Below are 23,853 nucleotides of genomic sequence, written 5' to 3'. Positions count from 1 at the left end.
CGGGGGATGGAGCCGCCGTTGATCCGATTTGTGCTGTCATTCTTCGGGGCGATCTTTTCCTGGGTCGTCACCGCCGCCTTTTTTGGCGCGCTGACGCTGGGGGCGGTGTTCTGGATCTACAGCTCGAACCTTCCAAGCCATGAGCAACTGGCGCAATACACGCCGAAGACGATCAGCCGCATCTACTCCGGCGAGGGCCGTCTGATTGATGAATTCGCCGACGAGCGGCGGCTGTTTCAGCCGATCGAGGAAATTCCTGCCGTGGTGAAACACGCCTTCGTCGCGGCAGAGGACCAGAACTTCTACGTTCACCGTGGCTATGACGTGCGCGGCATGCTGGGTGCGGCGCGCGACGCGCTGACCGGCGGGCGGCTGCGCGGGGCCTCGACCATCACCCAGCAGGTGATGAAGAACTTCCTGCTTTCGTCCGACCGCTCGGTCGAGCGCAAGATCAAGGAACTGATCCTTGCTTCACGGCTGGAGCAAACGCTGAGCAAGGACAAGATCCTGGAGCTTTACCTCAACGAGATTTTCCTCGGGCAGAACAGTTTCGGGGTGGCGGCGGCGGCGCAGACCTATTTCAACAAGACGCTGAGCGAGTTGGCCCCGCACGAGGCGGCAATGCTGGCGGCGATGCCGCAGGCACCGGGCGAATACCACCCGGTGCGCGCCATGGCGCGGGTGACCGAGCGGCGCAACTATGTGCTCGGGCGGATGCTGGAAGATGGCTATATCGACAAGGCCACCCATGATGCGGAAGTGCAGCAGCCGCTGCGATCGGTACAGAACGGTGATTTTCCACCGTTCCGTGCCAGCCTGCCGCCGCGCGACTATTTCACCGACGAGATTCGCCGACAACTGTCGCGCAGCTTCGGGCAGGAAGAGTTTTTCGGCGGCGGCCTGACCATTCGCGCCACCGTTGATCCCGAGATGCAACAAGAGGCGGCGGCGGCGTTGCGCGAAGCGCTGGAGAAATTCGACCGCGAGCACGGAGTTTGGCGCGGCACGGGTCAGGTGATTGCGCCCGAAGCGCTGGCCGACTGGCGCACAGCACTGTCAGCGCTCAGCGCAGTGCCGCGCGATATCGCGGGCTGGCATGCGGCGGTGGTGCTTGAACTGGGGGCAAAAGACGCGCGGATCGGCATTGAAGGTGTCGAGGATGATGCCGATGGCCACTGGATTCCTGCCGCCGACGTAACCTGGGCGCGCAAGCTCGGGCCTGATGGCAAGGTCGCGGCGAACAAGGCCAAGGTCGCCTCGGACCTGCTCGCGGTCGGCGACGTGGTGCTGGTGCGCGCCATGACCAAGGACAGCGACGGCAGTTTCATTCGCTGGACGCTGCGCCAGGTGCCCGAAATTCAGGGCGCATTCATGGCAATGGACGTGAACACCGGCCGTGTCATCGCCATGCAGGGCGGTTTCAGCTACCAGTCGTCAGTGTTCAACCGCGCCACGCAGGCACAGCGCCAGCCCGGCTCGGCATTCAAGCCCTTTGTCTATGCGGCGGCGCTCGATTCGGGCTTCACGCCCGCCACGATCGTCGTTGATGCGCCGATCGAGGTAGAAACCGGGGCGGGCATCTGGCGGCCGAGAAATGCCTCGAACAAGTTTTACGGCCCAACCCCGGTGCGCACCGGCATCGAGCAGAGCCGAAACCTGATGACGGTGCGTATTGCGCAGGAAATCGGCATGGAAACGGTGGCGGGCTATGCCGAGCGTTTCGGTGTCTATGAGCCGATGATGCCATTTCTTGCCAATGCACTTGGCGCGCAGGAAACCACGCTTTTCCAGATGGTTGCGGCCTATGCCATGTTCGCAAACGGCGGCGAGCGGGTGGAACCGACACTGGTTGACCGGGTGCAGGACCGCTGGGGCCGCACCGTCTATCGGCACGACCAGCGCAGCTGCGTCAACTGCGGCCCCGATACTATCCCCGAAGGGCGTGCGCCGCGCATTACCACCAACCGCGAACGGGTGATTGATGCGATCACCTCCTACCAACTTACCTCGATGCTGCGAGGCGTCATCACCCATGGCACCGGGCGCGGCATCAACCTGCCGGTGCCGGTGGCGGGCAAGACCGGCACTACCAACGACGCCAAGGATGTGTGGTTCGTCGGCTTCACCTCGAACATCGTCGCGGGCTGCTACATTGGCTATGACCAGCCGGAATCACTTGGCGGCGCGTCGGGCGGCGGCATGTGCGGGCCGGTGTTTCAGGCTTTCATGCAGGAAGCGGTGAAGAAATACGGCGGCAGCGCCTTCAAGGTTCCGCCGGGCGGGTATTTCGTGAATATCAACCGCTTCACCGGCGACCGCGTCGATGAATTCTCCGAGGGGGCCGATATCGTGGCCGAATATTTCCGCGAAGGCACGGATGTGCTTTTCGGCTTTGCCTCGATGATCGACGGCGGCTTTGCGATGGGGCAGAATCTGCCGCTGTTTGCGCTGGGCGAAACCGACTATGGCGGCACGACGGTTATCAATTCTACCGGTCAGGTGCGGGTGATCCCGCCGAAGGCCGATTTTGGCACCGTCTCCTCGGGTGGGCTATATTAGCGGCCGCCTTGCCCGCGCCGCGCCAAGCCGCTATCACCGCCCGCAGTCAGATCACGAGGAACCACCCGCATGCGCGCCGAGACGCAGAATTTCATCGACGCTATCCGCACCTCGCTCAAACTGCTGGGGCAGCGGCTCGATTGGGAGACCGCGCCGCACCGGCTGGAGGAGATGAATGCGCTGATCGAGGCGGGCGACATCTGGTCCGACCCGGCGCGCGCCCAAAAGCTGATGCGCGAGCGGCAGGAACTGATCGACGCGCTTGGTGCCTATCGCGGCATCGAGCGGGAACTGGCAGACAATATCGAGTTGATCGAACTTGGCGAGGCCGAGGGTGACACCGAGATCGTGGCCGAGGCGGAAAAATCGCTTCGGGCTCTGGTTGAACACGCCGCCGCCAAGGAGCTTGAAGCGCTGCTCGATGGCGAAGCCGATGGCAACGACACCTTTCTTGAAATCAACGCGGGCGCTGGCGGCACCGAAAGCTGCGACTGGGCCAGCATGCTGGTGCGCATGTATGTGCGCTGGGCCGAGAAAAAGGGCTACAAGGTCGAGCTTCTGGCAGAAACAGCGGGCGACGAGGCGGGCATTCGCTCTGCCGCCTACAAGATTTCCGGGCATAACGCCTATGGTTGGCTGAAATCGGAATCCGGCGTGCACCGGTTGGTGCGCATTTCGCCCTATGACTCGGCAGCACGGCGGCACACCTCGTTTTCGTCGGTCTGGGTCTATCCGGTGGTCGATGACAACATCGAGATTGTCATTCCCGACAACGAGATCAGGATCGACACCTACCGCAGCTCGGGTGCCGGTGGCCAGCATGTGAACACCACTGACTCAGCGGTGCGCATTACCCACCTGCCAACCGGCATCGTGGTGACCAGTTCGGAAAAGAGCCAGCACCAGAACCGCGCGAACTGCATGGCAGCGCTGAAATCGCGGCTTTACCAGATGGAACTCGACAAGCGCAGCGCGGTCGTGAACGCGCAGCATGCCGCGAAGGGCGAAGCGGGCTGGGGCAACCAGATACGGTCCTATGTGCTGCAGCCCTACCAGATGGTGAAAGACCTGCGTACCGGGCATGAAACCTCGGATACCGGCGGCGTGCTTGATGGCGACCTTGACGCTTTCATGGCGGCGACGCTGGCAATGGAAGTCACCGGCAAAACCCGTGCCGAGGCGCAGGCCGAGGACTGAGCGCCGAAAACTGTTGCCCGCTCGCGTCCGCCAAGGTTATCTCGGCGAAGGTCCCGAGGAGAGACAGAATGTCGCAGGATATGCAGACCGAACCATCGCCGCTGCCGGGCATCGCGCGGCTCACGCTGGCTGATCTTGGCGCAAGCTTGCGCGCCGGGCTGACCGACTTTCTGCGGGCACCGGCTTTTGGCGTGCTTTTCTCGGTCTTTTATGTGGTGGGCGGCGTGGTGCTTTTCCTTGTCGCCACCGCCTCTGGGCAGGAATGGTGGCTCATTCCCTTCGTCGTCGGGTTTCCGCTTCTGGCACCCTTTGCGGCGGTCGGGCTTTACGAGGTGAGCCGCCGTATCGAGTTGGGTGAGCCGCTGATCTGGCGGCAGGTTCTGGGTGTTGTGTTCGCGCAAAAAGACCGCCAGATCCCGTCGATGGCGATGGTGATCTTGCTGATCTTCATGTTCTGGGTGTTCGTTGCGCACACGATTTTCGCGCTGTTCATGGGTTTGCAGGCGCTGACCAACATCACCTCGGCACCCACGGCGCTTCTGCAAGGCAACGGGCCGATGATGCTGGCGTTCGGCACGGCGATCGGTGCCGGGTTTTCGCTGGCGGTCTTTTCCTTCACCGTCGCCGGTTTGCCGCTGCTTTTGGAGCGGGAAGTCGATTTCATCACGGCGATCATCTATAGCGTGCGCGCGGTGCTGGCCAATTTCGCGGTCCTTGGGCTTTGGGGCCTCTGCATCGCCGCGATGTTGATGCTTGCCATGGCACCGGTTTTTCTGGGGCTGTTTGTGGCTCTGCCCGTGCTGGGCCATGCAAGCTGGCACATCTACAGGCGCATTTCCCGGGCCTGAATGAAATCGGGCGGCACCCGATGGTGCCGCCCGTGCGTTTACTCATCCGGGTTTCAGGCGCTCAGTCTTCGGGTTTTGCCGCGGGTGCCGCGGGTGCCGGGGGTGCCAGCTTCGGCGGCGCACCATTGGAAAGCGGGTCTTCCTGACGTTGCACCGAGCCTTCGAAATGCGCGCCCGACTCGATGGCGATGGTCTTGTGCACGATGTCGCCTTCAACCCGCGCGCTGGAGGTCAGGCGCACCTTGAGCCCGCGCACCCGGCCCACGACGCGGCCATTGACGACGATATCATCGGCCACGATCTCGCCCTTGATGGTGGCGCTTTCGCCAACCGTCAGCAGATGCGCACGAATGTCGCCCTCGACAATACCCTCAACCTGCACATCACCGGTGGTGCGCAGATTGCCGACAATGGTAAGGTCGGACGAAAGCACCGAAGGCGGTGCCTTTGGCCGTGGCGCGGTCGGGGGGGTATCGCCCATAGGCCGCGGCATTGGCACCTCGGGCGTCTTCGGCTTGTCGCCGTCAGCGCCGGTTTTCGGGCCAGGTTCGTTGATTCTGCTTTTAGAAAACATTGCTCGCTGCCTTGATGAAGGTCATCGGATTGACCGGTTTGCCACTTACATGCACCTCGTAGTGCAGGTGCGGACCAGATGATCTACCAGTGCTGCCCATATCACCGATCCGGTCCCCGCGCGAGACCTTTTGCCCGACCGTGATGCGGATCTTGCTCAGATGGCCGTAGCGGGTAGAGGTGCCGAACTGGTGACGGATCTCGATCATGTTGCCATAGCCGGCCTGCCATCCCGCGAACACGACCACGCCATCGCCGCTGGTGTAGATAGGTGTGCCGGTTGGCCCGGCCATGTCGATGCCTTCGTGCATGGTTCCCCAGCGCCGCCCGAAAGGCGAGGTCAGGCGGTAGGCCGCACGCACCGGCGTATCAAGCGGCAGCGATGCCGCCGCAATCCGGTAGAGATTGAGCCGGTCGAGCGTGTCGAGAATGCCGTTGGCGCGGTCGAGATCGGCGCTATATTCGGTTGCGCCGCTTGCCGACATTGCAACTGGCAACAGCGGGCCGCCAGTGCCGGAATAGCCCAGCCGCACGGTTTCAAGGATTGCGTCGGCATCCATGCCGACCGCGCGAAACATCTTGTCGAGAGGCCCGACCGATACTGAAACCGCGTTTTCGAGCGTGGCGAATATCTCGTCGTTGCGCTGGTCGAGCAGGCGTTGTTCCAACTGCATCTCGGCCAGCTTCTGCAACGCCGCCTCGGCCTCGGCGGCGGCACGGTCCCGTTCAGCGGCGGCAGATGACAGTGCGGCGGCAACGATGTCGAGCGTGGCCGCGACATCTTCGGGGGCCACCTCGGCCTTTGCTGTGGTGCCGTTCTGGCCGTTCAACTCTGCGGTGCGCAATGCAACCTCGGCAGACGCGGCATCGCGTTCCTGCATGGTGCGCCTGAGCGTGGACTGGATCACGTCGATGCCGGTTTCCAGCTCGCGCCGCCGCTCTTCCGAAGTGAGCAGGGCCGATTGCATCAGCGAGACCTGTTGCAGTGCCAGTGAAAAACGCGATTGCGCCGCAGCGGCTTCATCGGCGCGGGCGTCACGTTCATGTGAAAGCTCATCAAGCCGCCCCTCGAAGGCCGCCTGCGCCCGCGCAACCTGTTCTTCCGAGCTGCCGGCGCTGATCACATCGCTGAGCAGGATAGAGCTGACGACCACGGACCAGCCGAAAATCAGTGCCGTGCCGGTCAGCATCACCGCCTGCGTCAACGGCCGCAGGCGCACAAAGCGGGTGGCGCTGTCGGATTTCAGGAACAAGCGCTGCTCGGGCAGCCAGCGCCCGACCACGGTGTTGAGATGTTGCGCGACGCGTCTGTGCACCAGAGGGGTTCCAACCTGCCATTGCGCGGAGCGTCACCTGGGCGCGCCTTTGCAAGGGGCTTAGCAAGAGGTCATGCAAACATGCAACCAATTTCGCCATTGACCCTCGGCCGGGGCCATCGCCCGGCGGGCGGTTGGCGGATTTTGGCCTAGTTTTCAGTGCTCTGAATTGCGGCGAGAACAGCTTCGGCATGGCCCGCGACCTTGACCCCGCGCCAGATCGCGGTAATCCGCCCGGCGCGGTCGATCAGGAAGGTCGTGCGCAGAATGCCGGTATAGGTTCTTCCGTAGAGCATTTTTTGCCCCCATGCGCCGTATCGCTCGCAAGTGTCGCTGCCCGCATCGCTGGCCAGGGTCAGGCGCAGCGATTGCCTTTGCTGGAACCGCGTGTGCGCCGCGATGCTATCCTTGGAGATACCGACAAGATGCGCCCCTCTTGCTGCAAATTCGGCGGCAAGGCGGCTGAAATCCTGCGCTTCGCGGGTGCAGGTGCTGGTGGCATCGCGCGGATAAAAAAAGATCACCACGGCCTGCCCACGGAGCGACGCCAGCGCGAGTGTTGCGGGCATCGCGGCGCTGTCGATGCAGGGCAGGGTGAAGTCGGGCGCGATGTCGCCTATCTGAAGCATGGCGGGTTCCTTTGGACTGGGCGACGCGTTTGTGTTTTAAGCCCCGGTCAGCAAAGATCAACACCGCCCGGCAAGTCCAGGCGGCAGGGCGGCAGATGGAAGAGACGCAGATAGAGCGGGAGTTCGGCAGCGCCGCAGTGGCGCTGAGGCCGCGCGTGCCCCGCCGCCGTGCAGGCCGGTTTGGCCTGTGGATGCTCGTGGCGCTTCCAATTCTGGCGCTGCTGGTGACGCTCGCGGCGCTTTACGTCACCCACCAGCCTTTGCCCGCGCCGCAATGGGTGGTCGCACGGCTGGAAGCGCGCGCGAATACGGCGCTGGCGGGCGTGTTGACGCTGCACCTGCGGGGTGGCGCGGAACTGGTGGTGACCGACGGGCTGGTGCCGCGCCTGCGCTTTCTCGGGGTCGAGGTCGCGGGAAACGGCGGGCAGGTTGTGGCGCAGTTGCCTGAGGCGCGCTTCACCCTTTCGCGCGAAGCGCTGGCCGACTGGCGCATCGTGGTGGAAACGGTGCGGCTTGACGGCGCGAGCCTCGCGTTGCGCCGCCTTGCCGACGGCTCGCTTGACGTGAGCCTGGGCAGCGACAGTGCAGCGCTGCGCGCGGCGACACCGGAAACCCTCGCCCAGGCGCTGGGCGCGTTCAAGCAGGTGTTTGCCGCCCCGGCGCTGGCCGGATTGCAGAGGATCGAGGCGCAGGGCCTGCAGATCCGGCTTGATGATGCGCGGCTCGACAAGGTCTGGCAGGTGCAGGCAGGGCGGCTGACGCTGACCCAGGATGCGACGCGGCTGGCGGTGACGCTTGGCTTCGACATCGGCGAGGCGGATCGGAGGCCTTCGTCGGTGGCGCTGTCGCTCAACACCCGCAAGGGCAGCAACGAGGCCTCGTTCGGGGCGGCGATCACCGCGGTACCTGCGCGCGATCTGGCGCTGCAATCGCCTGCGCTCGCCTGGCTCGGGGTTCTGGATGTGCCGATTTCCGGCTCTTTGCGCAGCGGCATAGATGCGGCGGGTGCTGTCGGGCATCTGGATGCGCGGCTTGAAATTGGTGCCGGTGCGCTAAGCCCGGTGGCCGGGATTGCCCCGGTGGCGATCCGTGGCGGCACCGTGCATCTCACCTACGACCCCGCAGCCGAGCGGGTGGATTTTTCGGAACTGTCGATCGACAGCCGCGCACTGCGCCTGCGCGCTTCGGGGTCGGCGCAGCTCCGGGGTTTCAGTGGCGGCCTGCCCGAAGAGGTGTTGGGTCAGGTGGCGATTGCCAATCTGCGGGTCGACCCCGAGGGTCTTTTTGAAACGCCGGTGCAGTTCGTCGCAGGTGCGCTTGACCTGCGGCTCCGGCTTGACCCGTTCACGCTCGACATCGGCCAATTGCAGTTGCAGGACGGCACCGAGCGTATTGGTGCTTCGGGCCGGGTCGCGGCGCGCGCCGAGGGCTGGCAGGTGGCGCTTGATTTCAGCGCCGCGCGGATTTCGCAAGACCGCCTGCTGGCGCTCTGGCCGGTGAACGTGGTCGCCAAGACCCGGTCCTGGCTGGTGGAAAACGTGGCGACGGGGGAATTGCGCGATGTGCGCGCCGCGCTGCGGCTTGAACCGGGGGCCGAGCCGCAACTGGCGCTGGGCTACGGGTTCGAAGGTGCCGAAGTGCGGGTTATCGACAGCCTGCCGCCGCTGCTGGATGCTTCGGGCTTTGCCTCCATCGAGGGCAACCGCCATTCGCTTACGGTCGAGCGCGGCCATGTTGTGGCCCCGACCGGCGGCCGTATCGACGTGGCCGACACGGTGCTGGTGGTGCCTGACATCCGGCTTCGTCCGGCCCCTGCCGAAATCCGGCTGCGCACCTTCAGCACCTTGCCTGCGGCGATGTCGTTGCTTGATCAGGAACCCTTCGGCTTCATGGCCAAGGCGGGCATGGGCACCGATTTTGCCCAAGGCATGGCGCGTGCCGAAACCGTGATGCAGATGTTCCTGAAAAGGGGCCTGACGCCGGACGAACTGCGGTTCCGCGTTTCGGCCGATCTGACCGATGTTCGCTCCGAGGTGCTGGTTCCCGGCCGTCTGCTCAGCGCGCCGCTCCTGACACTTACCGCCGATGCGTCGGGCATGGAGATTGCAGGGCGTGGCACGCTTTCCGGCGTCGGGTTTGATGCGCGTTGGCGGCAGGAGTTCGCGACGACGCAGCGGGGCGTTTCGGCGCTTGAAGCCGATGTGCAACTCACCCCCGCGTCGCTCGCGGCTTTTGGCGTTACGCTGCCACGCGGCACGATGAGCGGCGAAGGCTGGGGCAAGCTCGTGCTCGATATCCGGCGCGGGCAGCCGATCAGCTTTGGTCTGACCAGCGATCTGGCGGGCATCGGCCTTGCCATCGCCTCGGTCGGCTGGCGCAAGCCTGCATCGGGTACTGGCACGTTTGCGGTTTCGGGCAGCCTTGGCAGCCCCCCGGAAATCGACCGGTTGAGCCTTGAGGCGGCGGGGTTGAAAGCCAGCGGCACCCTGACCCTCGCCCGCGACGGAACGCTTGATCGGGCGCAATTTGGTGACGTGACTCTCGGCGGATGGTTCGACGGGGCGGTGACCCTGCGGGCGCAGCGTGCGGGCAATCCGATGGTGATCGAGGTGACAGGTGAGCGCGCCGACCTGCGCCGCGCCACTATCGGCGCGGGCGGTGGCGGCGGCGACGCGGGCGGTCCGATCAGCATTTCGCTCGACCGCCTGCAGATCAGCGACAGTATCGCGCTGACCCGGTTTCGCGGTGATTTTTCGCAGACAACGGGCTTTTCGGGGGGCTTTTCGGCGAATGTGAATGGCGGTGCCCGCGTCGAAGGCACGGTGATGCCGGGGCAGGGCGGGCGCAGCGCTTTCCGCATCACCTCGAACGAGGCAGGCGCGGTGTTGAACTCGGCAGAGATCTTTTCGCGCGCCCGCGGCGGCACGCTTGATCTGATCTTGCAACCGGGTAGCGGCGGTCCCGGTCATTTCGAGGGTACTGCGGAAATCAAGAATCTGCGGGTGGTCGATGCGCCGATCCTCGCGGCGCTCCTCAGCGCCGCCTCGGGCATCGGGCTATTGGAGCAGTTGAACGGCGAGGGGCTGCTGTTCACCGATGTGGACGGCACCTTCACGATATCACCCGAAACCATCACCCTGACAAAGGGGGCGGCGGTGGGTGCTTCGCTTGGTGTTTCTGGCGATGGGGTTTATGCGCCGGGCAGCGGTGCGCTTGATTTTCAGGGGGTGCTTACGCCGCTTTATCTGATCAACGGCATCGGCCAGATCATCAGCCGCCGCGGCGAGGGGTTCTTTGGCATCAGCTACAGGCTGCGCGGCACCTCGGCCGATCCGCAGATTACCGTCAACCCGCTGTCGCTGCTGACGCCGGGATTTCTGCGCGACATCTTCCGCAAGCCAAGCCCCGGGGCCGGGCAATGAAGCTCAGCGATTTCGACTTTGATCTGCCGGCGCGGCTGATCGCCACGCGACCGGCGCGCCCGCGCAGCGCCGCCCGGCTGTTGCTGGCCGAGCACGGGTGCATCACCGACCGTATAGTGACCGACCTGCCCGCCATTCTGCGCCCCGGCGATCGGTTGGTGCTGAACAACACCAAGGTGATTCCAGCCCGTCTGACCGGAACCCGCACCCGGATGAGCGGGCAGGGCGAGGTAAGCGCGCGGATTGAAGTGACGCTGCTTGAGCCGGTGCCGGGGGGCGAGTGGCTGGCGCTGGCCAAGCCGCTGCGCAAGCTCCGGCTTGGCGAAACCATAGTTTTTTCACCGGGATTCGCCGCCGCAGTGCGCGGTATCGGCGCGGGCCAGCTGCGGCTGGCCTTTTCGGTTTCCGGCACCGATTTCGATGCGGCGCTTGCCGAGGCGGGGGCAATGCCGCTGCCGCCCTATATCGCCGCACTGCGCCCCCCCGACGAGGCCGACAAGACCGATTACCAGACCATTTTTGCCCGCCGTTCCGGTGCCGTCGCGGCACCGACCGCCAGCCTGCATTTCGACGCGCCGCTGCTCGCAGCCCTCTCCGCGCGTGGCGTGAGCTTTTCCGAAGTCACCCTGCATGTCGGCGCGGGAACCTTTCTGCCGGTCAAGGTCGAGGATGTGACGACCCACCGGATGCACGCCGAATGGGGCGAGGTCAGCGCCGAGGCCGCCGCCGAGATCAATGCAACCCGCGCGGCGGGCGGGCGGATCATTCCGGTCGGCACCACCGCGCTGCGCCTGATCGAGAGCGCGGCGGTCGGTGGCCGGGTCGAGCCGTTTTCGGGCAACACCGATATCTTCATCTATCCCGGCTACGGTTTCCGGGTTACCGATGCGCTGATGACCAACTTTCATCTGCCGCGCTCGACGCTTCTGATGCTGGTTTCGGCGCTGATGGGGCAGGCGCAGATTCGGGAAATCTATGGCCATGCGGTCGCGCAGGAGTATCGCTTTTTCTCTTACGGCGATGCGTCGCTTTTGATCCCCGAGTGTCGCTAATCTTCCTGAGCGACGCTGACGATCGCTGTAGAACAAGCAACTCCGACACCCGAGGCCCGCCATGCTGACAGTTCTGCGCACCACCTGGCCGCTCTTGCTGGGCGTCATGCTGCTGATGGTCGGCAACGGCATGCAGGGCACGCTTCTGGGGGTGCGCGGAGCCATCGAGGGCATCGGCACCTATCAGATGTCGGTAGTGATGTCGGCCTATTTTGCGGGCTTTCTGCTGGGCAGTCGGCTGACGCCCGAGATGATCCGCCGGGTCGGCCATGTGCGGGTGTTCGCCGCGCTTGGCAGCCTGATTTCGGCGGTGCTGGTGCTTTATGCCACCGCACCCGACTGGATGATCTGGACCGCGCTTCGGGTGCTGATCGGATTTTCCTTTTCCGGGGTCTATATCACCGCCGAAAGCTGGCTGAACGCGGCATCGACAAACGACACGCGGGGGCAGGCGCTTTCGGCCTATATGATCGTGCAGATGATCGGCATCATCGCCGGGCAGGCGCTGATGACGGTTGGCGACCCTGCCGGGTATCTGTTGTTCGTGATCCCTTCGGTGCTGGTCTCGCTCTCCTTCACGCCGATTCTGCTTTCGGTGGCACCCGCCCCGGCCTTCGATTCAGCCCGGCCGATGCGCCTTGCGCAGCTCATGCGCGCCTCGCCGCTGGGCTGTGTCGGAATGTTCCTGATGGGCGGCGTGTTTTCGGCACTGTTCGGCATGGCCTCGGTCTGGGGCATGGGGGTGGGGCTGAGCGTGCGCCAGATATCCGCCTTCATTGCGGCGGTCTATGTGGGTGGTCTGGTGTTTCAGTATCCGATCGGCTGGGTCTCCGACCGCTACGACCGGCGCGTGCTGATCCTTGGGCTGGCGGTAACGGGGGCGCTGGCGATGGGCTTGGCCGCGGCGCTGCAACCGGGGTTCACGGTGCTTTTGCTGCTGGCTTGCATTGCGGGCGGTATTGCCAACCCACTTTATTCGCTTCTTGTCGCCTATACCAATGATTTTCTTGATAAAACAGAAATGGCAGGGGCATCGGCGGGGCTTTTGGCAATCAACGGCGTCGGGGCGATCATCGGCCCGATTCTGACCGGTTGGCTGATTGAAACCGTGGGCGGCGGCGGCTTTTTCCTCTACATCGCGGTGCAGATGGCGCTACTTGCTGTCTATGCCGCTTGGCGGATGACGCGGCGGCGGCGGGCCGAGCATATCGGCAGTTTTGCCATGCTTTCGCCTTCCGCGAGCACGCTTGCAGTTGAAGCCGCGATGGAGGCAGCGCAGCCGCCCGGCGATGGATCGCGCGACTGAGGCTTGCCAGCGCGCCGCCGTGCTGCCAGCCTGCGGTAAAGTGAAGGGGCCTCGATGACACCGGCAATTGTAAATGACTTCTGGCTGCGCAAAGTCGGCCCAAAGGGCTGGTATTCGGCCACGCCCGCGCTTGATGCCGAAATTCGCGCAGGCTTTGAACCCGCATGGCTCGCGGTGCAGGCAGGTGCCTTTGCCGACTGGGGTGCCACGCCCGAAGGCGCGTTGGCGTTGCTGATCTTGACCGACCAGTTTCCGCGCAACATGTTCCGCGACGATCCGCGCAGTTTCGCCGCCGATGCGCTGGCGGTGCGGATTGCCGATGCGGCGATAGCGGCGGGGCATGATCTGGCCACGCCGCCGCCCGCGCGGCAGTTCTTCTACCTGCCCTGCATGCATGCCGAGGACAGCGCGCTGCAAGAGCGCGGCATTGCGCTTTTTGCCGAGCGGATGCCCGGCGACAATCTGCGCCACGCCCGCGCCCATGCGGCGGTGATTGCCCGTTTCGGCCGCTTTCCATGGCGCAACGCGGCGCTGGGCCGGGTGTCGAGCCATGAGGAGGAAGCTTTTCTGGCCGAGGGCGGTTACGCTGCGGCGCTGAAAGCCATCCCTGCCATTGCTGCGCCTGACAATATGGTTTAATGGCAAACTAGTTTGCAGCTGGAGGGAAACATGGTCGCCAGAGCCTTTGACATGGTGGTGATTGGTGCCGGGCCGGGCGGCTATGTGGCAGCCATCCGCGGCGCGCAACTGGGGCTTTCGGTCGCCATTGTCGAGCGCGAGCACCTTGGCGGCATCTGCCTCAACTGGGGCTGCATTCCGACCAAGGCGCTGCTGCGCAGTGCCGAGGTGTTCCACCTGATGCACCGCGCCAAAGAGTTCGGCCTGAAGGCCGATGGCATCGGTTTCGACCTTGCCGCTGTGGTCGCGCGCTCGCGCGGCGTTGCCAAGCAGCTTTCCGGCGGCATTGGCCATTTGATGAAGAAGAACAAGATCACGGTTGTCATGGGCACCGCCACGCTGGCCGGGCAGGGGCGGGTTGCGGTGAAAACCGACAAGGGCAGCGAGGAGCTTGTCGGCAAGTCCATCGTGCTTGCCACCGGCGCGCGGGCGCGCGAGTTGCCGGGGCTTGAGGCGGATGGCGAGCTTGTCTGGACCTACAAGCATGCGTTGCAGGCCAAGCGGATGCCAAAGCGGCTGCTGGTCATCGGGTCAGGTGCCATCGGCATAGAGTTTGCAAGTTTCTTCAACACCTTGGGGGCAGATACCACGGTTGTTGAAGTGCTTGACCGGGTGCTGCCGGTCGAGGACGCCGAGATCAGCGCCTTCGCCAGAAAGGCCTTCTTGAAACAGGGCATGAAGATCCTTGAGAAAACCACGGTGAAAAAGCTCGACCGCAGCCCCGGCAAGGTTGTGGCGCATCTGGAAAGCGCCAAGGGCACCGAGACGCAGGAATTCGACACGGTGATTTCAGCGGTCGGCATTGTCGGCAATGTCGAAAACCTCGGGCTGGAGGCCTTGGGGGTGAAGATCGACCGCACCCATGTGGTGACCGACGAATTCTGCCGCACCAGCGTTTCAGGGCTTTTTGCCATTGGCGATATCGCCGGGGCACCTTGGCTTGCGCACAAGGCCAGCCACGAGGGGGTGATGGTTGCGGAACTGATCGCGGGGGGGCACCCGCACGCGGTCAAGCCGGGGTCGATCGCGGGCTGCACCTACTGCCAGCCGCAGGTGGCCTCGGTCGGCTTGACCGAAGCAAAAGCCCGCGAGCAGGGCCATGAGGTCAAGGTCGGTCGTTTCCCCTTTATCGGCAACGGCAAGGCAATTGCGCTTGGCGAGGCAGAGGGACTGGTCAAGACCGTATTCGACGCGAAGACCGGTGAGCTTCTGGGGGCCCACATGATTGGTGCCGAGGTGACAGAGCTTATCCAGGGCTATGTCATCGGCCGCGCGCTGGAAACCACCGAGGAAGACCTGATGAACACCGTATTCCCGCATCCGACGCTCAGCGAAATGATGCACGAATCGGTGCTCGACGCGTACGGCCGCGCGCTGCACATCTGAGGGAAGGCGATGGAGCGCACCCGCTGGGGCGTTGTTCTGGCGCTTTGGTTCGCCGGGCTCTGTGCAGCCGGGCAGTTTGCCAAGGTCGGGGTGATATTTGCCGAACTTGCGCCGCTTTGGCCCGAGGCCGGCGCACGGCTGGGGCTGGTGGTTTCGGTCGTCGGCCTGGTCGGCATTGTCTTTGGCACCACGGCGGGGATGCTTGTCGCCCGGCTTGGCGCGCGGCGAATGATGATCGGCGCGCTTCTTGCCGGGGCGGTTCTCTCGGCGGTGCAAGTGGCGATTCTGCCGCTTGGCTGGATGATTGCAAGCCGGGTTGCCGAAGGCTTCGCGCATCTGGCGATTGTGGTGGCAGGGCCGGTGCTGATTGGCGCGGTAACGCTGCCACGCGATCAGGCGGCGACGATGACGCTCTGGTCCACCTTCTTTGGCGTGGCCTTTACCCTGACCGCGGCTTTCGGCCTGCCCTTTGCCCAAAGCCACGGGCCGGGGGCGCTGTTTGCCACGCACGCCGGGCTGATGGCCTGCGCCGCGCTGCTGTTGGCGCTGGTGCTGCCGCAGGACGGCCCGCCGCAGGGCGCGCGGCTCAGCTTGCGCGGCATCCTGAGGGATCACGGCCGCATCTACGCCTCGCCGCGCATTGCGGCACCGGCGATGGGCTTCGTATTCTATACGCTGATGTTCGTGGCAATGCTGACCCTGGTGCCGGGACTTGTGGCACCCGAACACCGGGCGCTTACCGCAGCGTTGATGCCGCTTGTCTCGATCGGCGCATCGCTCTTGCTCGGCGTGGTAATGGTGCGCTGGATCGGCGCGGTGGCGGTGGTGCAGGCGGGGTTCGGGTTGACAATCTTTGCGGCGCTGGTCTGGTGGGCGGCCTCTGGGGTCGCCCTGGTGCTTGCCGCAATGGCGCTTTCGATGGCGCTCGGGCTGGTGCAGGGGGCGAGTTTTGCCGCGATCCCGGCGCTTAATGCCAGCCGCGAAGATCGTGCCATGGCAGCGGGGGCGATAGCTCAGCTGGGCAATCTGGGCACAACGCTTGGAACCCCCGTGCTTCTGGCGATGAGCGGGGCCTGGGGCCCCGCATCGCTTGCCTGGTTCACGCTGCCGCTGGCTCTGGCCGGAATCGGCGTGCACCAATGGCAGCGTGCAAGGCGCGGTTAGCGAACCACCTTGCCGCCCGCTGACTGCCATTCATAAAAGCCGCCGAGGTTGTAAACGGCGGTATGCCCCATTTGCAGCAGCATCTGCCCGGCACCTGAACTGCGCGCGCCCGAGGCGCAATAGATGCCGATCGGCTTGCCTTGCTTGAATTCTTTCAGGCACTCCGGGCTTGACGGGTCGCACTTCATCCGCAGCGCCGCGAACGGCACATGCACAGCACCTTGTGCGCGGCCAGAAGCCCGAAGCTCCATGCCCTCGCGTACATCGACCAACACGATTTCACCCGCTGCCACCTTTGCAATGGCATCACGCGCCGCCATGCGCTCGACCCGCGCGCCACTTGAACTGCCAGAACGCAGAAAACCGAACATCCGAGAATCTCCTTGATGAGTTTAGCCGCTTATATTCACAACATAGAATGTGATGCAATACCGTTCGGTTCAAGGGGGTCGATCTTGTATTTTGTTCCTCGTTCGTTCACATATTTCGGTTGGAGACTCCGGCACGATACCCTATCTAGGGGGGACCAGTGGGGGCAGGCATGGCCGAACAGAAGTTCATCGAGGTGCGAGGCGCGCGCGAGCACAACCTCAAGGGGGTCGATCTCGACATTCCGCGCGACCAGCTTGTGGTCATCACCGGGCTTTCGGGGTCCGGCAAATCGTCGCTCGCGTTTGATACGATCTATGCGGAAGGCCAGCGGCGCTATGTCGAAAGCCTCTCGGCCTATGCCCGCCAGTTCCTCGATCAGATGGGCAAGCCCGATGTGGACCATATTTCGGGGCTGAGTCCGGCGATCTCGATCGAGCAGAAGACCACCTCGAAAAACCCGCGTTCCACAGTCGGCACCGTTACTGAAATCTACGACTATCTGCGGCTTCTTTTTGCCCGCGCCGGCACGCCCTACAGCCCCGCCACCGGCCTGCCGATCGAGGCGCAGCAGGTGCAGGACATGGTTGACCGGGTGATGGCCATGCCAGAGGGCACCCGCGCCTTTCTGCTCGCGCCGATCATCCGCGACCGCAAGGGCGAATACCGCAAGGAACTGCTCGATCTGCGCAAGCAGGGGTTTCAGCGGGTCAAGGTCAACGGCGTCTATCACGAACTGGAAAGCCCGCCGGTGCTCGACAAAAAGCTGCGCCACGACATTGACGTGGTGGTGGACCGGATCGTGGTGCGCGCCGGGCTCGAAACCCGACTTGCGGACAGTTTTCGCACCGCGCTCGATCTGGCCGATGGTATCGCGGTGCTGGAAACCGCGGTTGCCGAGGGCGAAGTGCCCGAGCGCATCACCTTCAGCGAAAACTTTGCCTGCCCGGTTTCGGGCTTCACCATTGCCGAAATCGAGCCGCGGCTGTTTTCGTTCAACGCCCCCTTTGGCGCCTGCCCGGTTTGCGACGGGCTGGGGGTTGAGCTGTTCTTTGACGAGCGCCTTGTGGTGCCCGATGTGACGCTTTCTGTCATGCAAGGGGCGCTGGCACCCTGGGCGAAATCGAAAAGCCCGTATTTCACCCAGACCATCGACGCGCTGGCCCGCCATTACGGATTTGACAAACGCACCGCGTGGAAGGCGCTCCCCGAGTCGGTGCAGAGGCTTTTTCTCTACGGATCGGGCAGTGACGAGATCAAGTTCCGTTTTGACGAGGGTGGCAGGGTCTATGAGGTTACGCGCAACTTCGAGGGGATCATTCCCAACATGGAGCGGCGCTACCGCGAAACCGAAAGCGCCTGGTCGCGCGAGGAGATGGAGCGTTACCAGAACAACCGCGCCTGTAGTGCCTGCGGCGGCTACCGGCTGAAGCCTGAACCTTTGGCGGTGAAGATCGGCGGCCTGCACATCGGCCAGGTGGTGCAGATGTCCATTCACGAGGCGCTGGCCTGGGTCGAGGGCGTGCCGGAAAGCCTTACCGCGCAGAAAAACGAAATTGCCCGCGCGATCTTGAAGGAAATCCGCGAACGCCTTGGTTTTCTTGTCAATGTCGGGCTCGATTACCTGACGCTTGCGCGTGCCGCGGGCACCTTGTCGGGCGGCGAAAGCCAGCGTATCCGGCTTGCAAGCCAGATCGGTTCCGGCTTGACCGGCGTGCTTTATGTGCTTGATGAGCCTTCGATCGGCCTGCACCAGCGCGACAATGCGCGGCTTCTGACCACGCTCAAGAACCTGCGCGACCAGGGCAATTCGGTTCTGGTCGTCGAACATGACGAAGAGGCGATCCGCGAGGCCGATTATGTCTTCGACATGGGGCCGGGGGCTGGGGTGCGTGGTGGCCATGTGGTGGCCAAGGGCACGCCGTCCGAAATTGCCGCCGACCCGGCAAGCCTGACCGGGCAGTATCTGAGCGGCACCCGTGCGATCGTGGTGCCCGGTGCCCGGCGGTCGGGCACCGGCAGGGTGGTGCGCGTGGTCGGTGCCACCGGCAACAACCTCAAGAACGTCACCGCCGAGTTTCCTCTGGGCAAATTTGTCTGTGTCACCGGGGTTTCGGGCGGCGGCAAATCGACCTTGACCATCGAGACCCTGTTCAAGACCGCCTCGATGCGGCTCAACGGTGCGCGCCAGACCCCGGCACCTTGCGAAACCGTGCAGGGGCTGGAGCATCTCGACAAGGTCATTGACATTGACCAGCGCGCGATCGGGCGCACGCCGCGCTCCAACCCCGCGACCTATACCGGGGCGTTCGGTCCGATCCGCGACTGGTTTGCGGGTCTGCCCGAGGCGGCGGCGCGCGGCTACAAGCCGGGGCGGTTTTCGTTCAACGTCAAGGGTGGGCGCTGCGAGGCCTGCCAGGGTGATGGCGTCATCAAGATCGAGATGCACTTTCTGCCCGACATCTATGTGACCTGCGAAACCTGCAAGGGCCACCGCTACAACCGCGAAACGCTCGAAGTGAAATTCAAGGGCAAGAGCATTGCCGACGTGCTCGACATGACGGTGGAGGACGCGCAGGATTTCTTCAAGGCGGTGCCGATGATCCGTGAAAAGATGGATGCGCTGGTCGAGGTCGGGCTTGGCTACATCAAGGTTGGGCAGCAGGCGACCACGCTTTCAGGCGGCGAAGCGCAAAGGGTGAAGCTCTCGAAGGAGCTGAGCCGCCGCGCCACCGGCCGCACGCTTTACATTCTGGATGAGCCGACCACCGGCCTGCACTTCGAAGATGTGAAAAAACTGCTTGAAGTGCTGCATTCTCTGGTCGATCAGGGCAACACAGTTGTGGTTATCGAACATAACCTTGATGTGGTGAAAACTGCCGACTGGGTCATCGACATCGGCCCCGAGGGCGGCGACGGCGGTGGCAAGATCATTGCCACCGGCACGCCGGAAGAGGTGGCAAAAGTTGCGGCAAGCCATACCGGGCGCTATCTCGCGCCGATGCTGCGCCGTCGCGGTATGGCGGCAGAGTGAGCCGCTGCGAGGGCCATCGAGGCCCCCGCAGCGGCGATGCCTCCGGCGGGGATATTTCCGCCAAAGCAGGTTATTTTTTCATCGGGCAGGTCGAAAGGCCGAGCACCGAATAGATCGGGCAGGATTTCACCAGCCCGGTCACCAGCGGGATGATGCCGAGCCAGTAGGCCCAGCTATACGCGCTATCGGGATTGAGGAAATAGCCCAGAATCAGCGCCAGCCCGAGCACCACGCGCACCACCCGGTCGATGGTCCCAACATTTTCCTTCAGCATGTCTTTGCCCTCATGAACGGGGCGGAAGCGCCCCTTGCCCGACAAAAATAGCTTAGTCTGCGCCATATGTATGTGACCAGATCACAAAGCGGCTGCGGCAGCAAGTCGCACCAGCGCGGCGGCATCTTGCAATACCACCGCGCCGCGTTCCTGCCGCACCCAACCAGAGCGCGCGAAGGCGTCAAGCCGGCGCGAGACGACTTCGCGCGCCGAGCCGATCTGTGCCGCCAGCTCGGCCTGGGTTGCCTCGACCCGCCCGCCGGAGGCGCGCGCCAGCAGCGCCTGGGCAAGCCTGATCTCGACGCTCTGAAACGAGACCCGCTCAAGCAGCCCGACCATGTCACCCATCCGTTGCGCGAAGGCGGCAAAGACCAGCGCGCGGAATGTGGCGGAAGCCTCCATGAGAGACAGGAACAGCGGCCGCGGGATCAGCACGAAGTGGCCCTCTTGCGCGCAGATCGCCTCGGCGCTGTAGGCCCCGCCGCCCAGTAGCCCGAGCGTCGTCTGCACGCAGCTTTGCCCCGGTTCAACCGCGTAAAGCATGAGCTCGCGCCCGCTGGTGCCGGTCAGGAACACCTCAATGCGCCCGTCAAGCACCACCGAAAAGCCGCTGGCCGTATCGCCCGGGCGAAACAGCACCGTACCGCGTGGCATCCGCTGCGGCGAAAGCGCCGCGAGGCGGGTGCGGGTGGCGGGGTCAAGACCCGCCAGGGCGGCGGCGGCGGTCCAGTCGTTCATGGCTTTTGATAGGGCGGCAAGCGGTCTGGCGCAAGGTGCCGCCCGTGCCGCCTCAACCGCGCCCGCGCGCCTCGAACCGCGGCAGCATGGCGGAAAAATCCATGCCGCGACCGCCCTCTTGCTCGACGAAGCTGGTGTAGAGCGCGGCGGCGAGCTTGCCCATCGGGGTGTCGGCATCCGCCGCTTCGGCGGCCTGCTGGCTCAACCGCAGGTCTTTCAGCATCAGTTCCGCCGCGAAGCCCGGCTTGTAGCCGTTGTCGGCGGGCGATTTCGGGCCGATGCCGGGGGCCGGGCAATAGGCATTCATCGTCCAGCTGTAGCCGGACGAGGTGGATACCACGTCGAACATCTTCTGCCGCTCGAGGCCAAGCTTGTCGGCCAGTGCAAAAGCCTCGCAGGTGGCAATCATGGTGACGCCCAGGATCATGTTGTTGCAGATCTTTGCGGCCTGCCCTGCACCCGCGCCGCCGCAATGCACCGCCTTCTGCCCCATCACCTCGAACAGCGGCTTTACCGTTGCGAAGGCTTCTTCAGACCCGCCCGCCATGAAGGTGAGCGTGCCCGCCGTGGCCCCACCGACACCGCCTGAAACCGGCGCATCAAGCGCGCCAAGGCCCGCCGCCGTCGCCTGCGCCGCCACCGCGCGCGCGCTTTCGACATCAACGGTCGAGCAATCGCAGAGCACCGCGCCGGGGTGCATCGCGGGGATCACCTCGGCGGCGACAGCGCGCAGGATCGCGCCGTTGGGCAACATGGTGATCACCACATCGGCACCTGTGGCGGCCGCTGCCGCGCTGGTGGCGCAGGTGACACCCGCCGGGCAGGGGGCGACGAGATCAAAACCCGCCACCTGATGCCCGGCTTTCGCCAGGTTGGCGGCCATCGGCGCGCCCATGTTGCCAAGGCCAATGACAGCGACTTTCATGGTCATTCCTCCCAGATTGCGGCCGCGGGGCCGAGCGGTTCCAGCATAGCGTCAACTTCGGCCTGCGGCAGGGTGGCGATCAAGTGCCGCCAGCGCGGGTTTCGGTCCTTGTCGATCAATTGCGCGCGCACGCCTTCAAGAAACTCGCCCTTTTCGGGTGCACGCCAGGTGAAGCGGTATTCCTGCGCAAGCGCGGCGCGGATCGTGCCTGCGGCGCGGGCGCGGCGCACCAGCTCCAGCGTTGCCGCCATCGACAGCGGCGAATTGCGGGCCATGGTCTTCAGCGTTTCGTGGGCAAACGCGCTGCCCGAGGCGGCAAGCCTGCTGGTGATGCCGGCAAGGTTGGCGGCGGCAAATGCCGCGTCGATCTCTGGCAGGTGCGGCACCAGCGGCGCTTCGGGCGGGTTCTGGCCCGCGAGCGCGCCGATCTCGCCCGAGGCGACAAGCTGCGCTTTCATCTCTTCCCATCCTTCTTCGGGCAGGAATATATCGGCAAAGCCTGCCAGTATCGCATCTGCCGCCCGCATTCGGGCACCTGTTAGCCCAAGATATTCACCTAGCCGCCCCGGCGCACGGGATAGAAGCAATGAGCCGCCCACGTCGGGAATGAGGCCGATGCCGCTTTCAGGCATGGCCATCTGCGTCGTCTCACCGACGATGCGCAGGCGCGCATGCCCGCCGACGCCGACCCCGCCGCCCATCACGAAGCCCTGCATGAAGGCCACAACGGGCTTGGGGTATTCGGCAATCTTCGCGTTCATGCGGTATTCGTCGCGCCAGAAGGCGCGCGAGGTGGCAAACTCGCCCGCCTTGCAGGCGTGGTACATCGCGGCAATGTCGCCACCCGCGCAAAAGGCGCGCTCACCTTCGGCGTCGATCAGCACCAGCGCCACTGCGGAATCATGCCGCCAGGCATCCAGCGCCGCCTCGATTGCCAAGGCCATCGGGTGGCTCAGCGCATTGAGCGCCGCGGGCCGGGCAAAGGTGATGCGCCCGGCGCGGCCTTCGATGCGGGTGACGATGTCGCTCATCCGCGTTCGGCCAGAAGCGCGCGTGATACGATCAACCGCATGATTTCATTGGTACCTTCAAGGATTTGATGGACCCTGAGGTCGCGCACCAGCTTTTCGACGCCGTAATCGGCAAGGTAGCCATAGCCGCCGTGCAGTTGCAGGCAGGCATTGGCCACATCAAAGGCCGCGTCGGTCACATACATCTTGGCCATGGCACAGAACTTGCTGGCATCGGGCGATTTCTGGTCGAGCTTCCATGCCGCCTGCCGCAGAAAAATGCGCGACGATTGCAGCTTGACCTCCTGCTCCGCCAGCCGGAACTGCAAGGCCTGAAACTGGTCGAGCGTGCGCCCGAAAGCCTTGCGCTCGCCCATGTAGGCCAGCGTCAGATCGAGCGCCCGTTGTGCGCCGCCCAGTGCCGAGGCGGCAATGTTCAACCGCCCGCCATCAAGCCCGGCCATTGCGTAGCTGAAACCCTTGCCTTCGGTGCCGATCAGGTTGTCAAGTGGCACCATGCAATCGTCAAACTGCACTTGCGCGGTCGGCTGCGCGCGCCAGCCCATCTTGTCTTCAAGCGCGCCGAAACTCAGGCCTTCGCTGCCCGCTTCGACGATCACCGTAGAAATCCCCTTCGGCCCTTCGGCCCCGGTGCGAACCATCACCACATAAACGTCAGAATAGCCGCCGCCCGAAATGAACGCTTTGGTGCCATTCAGCCGGTAGCCCTCGTTGGTCTTTTCCGCCCGGGTGCGCAGCGCTGCGGCATCGGAGCCCGATCCCGGCTCGGTCAAACAGTAAGAGAAGATTTTCTCCATGCTGCAAAGTGCGGGCAGGTAGCGCGCCTTGACCTCGGGGCTGGCAAATCGGTCGATCATGCCGCCGCACATGTTGTGGATGGTCAGAAAACTGCCGACTGCCGGGCAGGCCATTGCGAGCGCCTCGAATACCAGCGTCGCATCCAACCGCGTCAGCCCCGAGCCTCCGTATTCTTCCGACACATAAATGCCGCCCAATCCAAGCTCGGCCACTTTCGCCCAAAGCGCCTTGGGGATTGAACCTTGGGCCTCCCAGGTACGGGCAAACGGGGCGATGTGTTCCTGCCCGAAGGCATAGGCCATGTCGAAAATCGCCTGCTGTTCCTCGCTCAGGGCAAAATCCATAGTCGTCTCCCAAAGCCGGGTGAATTGAACGCCTGTTTATTTTCCAAACCTTGCAGGAGTTTTGCAAGAGCGTGATCGTGTCCCACAGCGTGGTGTAGCTGGCCATGAAGATCGCCGCCATTTCGGGCGTCGGCCTGCTTGATCAGCGCGCCACGACGGGCAGGCTGATCATTGGATCATCGCTTAATGGCGCCATGGTTTCCAGCGTCA

At 64.2% G+C, this 23,853-nt stretch carries 19 protein-coding genes; 10 read left to right on the top strand and 9 right to left on the bottom strand.

Annotated features, from left to right (window positions below; translation table 11 throughout):
* The first annotated feature begins 18 nt into the window (after window positions 1–18).
* From Q8J98_RS07965 to Q8J98_RS07955, 3 genes are all read left to right on the top strand, one after another.
* Window positions 19–2,559 carry a penicillin-binding protein 1A gene (locus Q8J98_RS07965; RefSeq protein WP_305293894.1) on the top strand — a complete coding sequence of 847 codons (2,541 nt, stop codon included), beginning with the start codon at window positions 19–21 and terminating at the stop codon, window positions 2,557–2,559.
* A 69-nt stretch (window positions 2,560–2,628) separates the two neighbouring features.
* Window positions 2,629–3,756: a peptide chain release factor 2 gene (gene prfB, locus Q8J98_RS07960; protein WP_305293893.1), complete on the top strand. Its 1,128-nt coding sequence runs from the start codon at window positions 2,629–2,631 to the stop codon at window positions 3,754–3,756.
* Between the two features lie 68 nt (window positions 3,757–3,824).
* Window positions 3,825–4,604: a DUF2189 domain-containing protein gene (locus Q8J98_RS07955; RefSeq protein WP_305293892.1), complete on the top strand. Its 780-nt coding sequence runs from the start codon at window positions 3,825–3,827 to the stop codon at window positions 4,602–4,604.
* A 61-nt stretch (window positions 4,605–4,665) separates the two neighbouring features.
* Here the strand turns inward: Q8J98_RS07955 and Q8J98_RS07950 are convergent, their stop codons facing one another.
* The 3 genes from Q8J98_RS07950 to Q8J98_RS07940 form a co-directional block, all read right to left on the bottom strand.
* The gene (locus tag Q8J98_RS07950) at window positions 4,666–5,178 is read right to left on the bottom strand and encodes a polymer-forming cytoskeletal protein (RefSeq protein ID WP_305293891.1); all 513 of its coding nucleotides are present in this window, start codon (window positions 5,176–5,178) and stop codon (window positions 4,666–4,668) included.
* The gene (locus tag Q8J98_RS07945; protein ID WP_305293890.1) at window positions 5,168–6,493 is read right to left on the bottom strand and encodes a M23 family metallopeptidase; all 1,326 of its coding nucleotides are present in this window, start codon (window positions 6,491–6,493) and stop codon (window positions 5,168–5,170) included. The genes Q8J98_RS07950 and Q8J98_RS07945 overlap by 11 nt, the downstream gene beginning before the upstream one ends.
* Before the next feature lie 149 nt (window positions 6,494–6,642).
* Window positions 6,643–7,122 (bottom strand): peroxiredoxin, encoded by a 480-nt coding sequence (locus Q8J98_RS07940; RefSeq protein ID WP_305293889.1) that lies wholly within the window; start codon window positions 7,120–7,122, stop codon window positions 6,643–6,645.
* 95 nt (window positions 7,123–7,217) lie between these two features.
* Between Q8J98_RS07940 and Q8J98_RS07935 the strand changes: the two genes are divergently transcribed.
* The 6 genes from Q8J98_RS07935 (at window position 7,218) to Q8J98_RS07910 (ending at window position 16,130) form a co-directional block, all read left to right on the top strand.
* A complete protein-coding gene (locus tag Q8J98_RS07935; RefSeq protein WP_305293888.1) occupies window positions 7,218–10,544 on the top strand; it encodes an AsmA-like C-terminal region-containing protein in 3,327 nt (1,108 codons plus the stop codon).
* Complete coding sequence (gene queA / locus Q8J98_RS07930; RefSeq protein ID WP_305293887.1) at window positions 10,541–11,596, top strand: tRNA preQ1(34) S-adenosylmethionine ribosyltransferase-isomerase QueA; 1,056 nt, start codon at window positions 10,541–10,543, stop codon at window positions 11,594–11,596. The genes Q8J98_RS07935 and queA overlap by 4 nt, the downstream gene beginning before the upstream one ends.
* A gap of 61 nt (window positions 11,597–11,657) precedes the next feature.
* Complete coding sequence (locus Q8J98_RS07925; protein ID WP_305185639.1) at window positions 11,658–12,902, top strand: MFS transporter; 1,245 nt, start codon at window positions 11,658–11,660, stop codon at window positions 12,900–12,902.
* A 54-nt stretch (window positions 12,903–12,956) separates the two neighbouring features.
* On the top strand, window positions 12,957–13,541 hold the full coding sequence (locus tag Q8J98_RS07920; protein ID WP_305293886.1) for a DUF924 family protein: 585 nt from the start codon (window positions 12,957–12,959) through the stop codon (window positions 13,539–13,541).
* Between the two features lie 30 nt (window positions 13,542–13,571).
* Window positions 13,572–14,966, top strand: coding sequence for a dihydrolipoyl dehydrogenase (gene lpdA / locus Q8J98_RS07915; RefSeq protein WP_305293885.1), 1,395 nt, complete (start codon window positions 13,572–13,574; stop codon window positions 14,964–14,966).
* Between the two features lie 9 nt (window positions 14,967–14,975).
* Window positions 14,976–16,130 carry an MFS transporter gene (locus tag Q8J98_RS07910; RefSeq protein ID WP_305293883.1) on the top strand — a complete coding sequence of 385 codons (1,155 nt, stop codon included), beginning with the start codon at window positions 14,976–14,978 and terminating at the stop codon, window positions 16,128–16,130.
* Here Q8J98_RS07910 and Q8J98_RS07905 read toward each other — a convergent pair.
* Window positions 16,127–16,501, bottom strand: a complete 375-nt coding sequence (locus Q8J98_RS07905) for a rhodanese-like domain-containing protein (RefSeq protein ID WP_305185635.1) — start codon at window positions 16,499–16,501, stop codon at window positions 16,127–16,129. The two genes, Q8J98_RS07910 and Q8J98_RS07905, sit on opposite strands and share 4 nt — an antisense overlap.
* Before the next feature lie 170 nt (window positions 16,502–16,671).
* Between Q8J98_RS07905 and uvrA the strand changes: the two genes are divergently transcribed.
* Window positions 16,672–19,533: an excinuclease ABC subunit UvrA gene (uvrA, locus tag Q8J98_RS07900; protein ID WP_305293882.1), complete on the top strand. Its 2,862-nt coding sequence runs from the start codon at window positions 16,672–16,674 to the stop codon at window positions 19,531–19,533.
* Window positions 19,534–19,603: 70 nt separating this feature from the next.
* Here uvrA and Q8J98_RS07895 read toward each other — a convergent pair whose 3' ends face one another.
* The 5 genes from Q8J98_RS07895 to Q8J98_RS07875 all read right to left on the bottom strand — a co-directional run bounded on the left by Q8J98_RS07895 (window position 19,604) and on the right by Q8J98_RS07875 (window position 23,643).
* Window positions 19,604–19,807 (bottom strand): DUF2892 domain-containing protein, encoded by a 204-nt coding sequence (locus Q8J98_RS07895; protein WP_305293881.1) that lies wholly within the window; start codon window positions 19,805–19,807, stop codon window positions 19,604–19,606.
* Window positions 19,808–19,888: 81 nt separating this feature from the next.
* Complete coding sequence (locus Q8J98_RS07890) at window positions 19,889–20,545, bottom strand: Crp/Fnr family transcriptional regulator (protein ID WP_305293880.1); 657 nt, start codon at window positions 20,543–20,545, stop codon at window positions 19,889–19,891.
* A 52-nt stretch (window positions 20,546–20,597) separates the two neighbouring features.
* Window positions 20,598–21,470, bottom strand: coding sequence for a 3-hydroxyisobutyrate dehydrogenase (mmsB, locus tag Q8J98_RS07885; RefSeq protein ID WP_305293879.1), 873 nt, complete (start codon window positions 21,468–21,470; stop codon window positions 20,598–20,600).
* Between the two features lie 2 nt (window positions 21,471–21,472).
* Window positions 21,473–22,501 carry an enoyl-CoA hydratase/isomerase family protein gene (locus tag Q8J98_RS07880; protein WP_305293877.1) on the bottom strand — a complete coding sequence of 343 codons (1,029 nt, stop codon included), beginning with the start codon at window positions 22,499–22,501 and terminating at the stop codon, window positions 21,473–21,475.
* Window positions 22,498–23,643 carry an acyl-CoA dehydrogenase family protein gene (locus Q8J98_RS07875; RefSeq protein ID WP_305293876.1) on the bottom strand — a complete coding sequence of 382 codons (1,146 nt, stop codon included), beginning with the start codon at window positions 23,641–23,643 and terminating at the stop codon, window positions 22,498–22,500. The genes Q8J98_RS07880 and Q8J98_RS07875 overlap by 4 nt, the downstream gene beginning before the upstream one ends.
* Between the last annotated feature and the right edge of the window lie 210 nt (window positions 23,644–23,853).

It is taken from the genome of Phaeovulum sp. (assembly GCF_030684035.1).
GTDB lineage: Bacteria > Pseudomonadota > Alphaproteobacteria > Rhodobacterales > Rhodobacteraceae > UBA6213.
The sequence above is the reverse complement of the archived record's forward strand: the minus strand, read 5'-3'. Positions and strand labels throughout refer to the sequence as shown.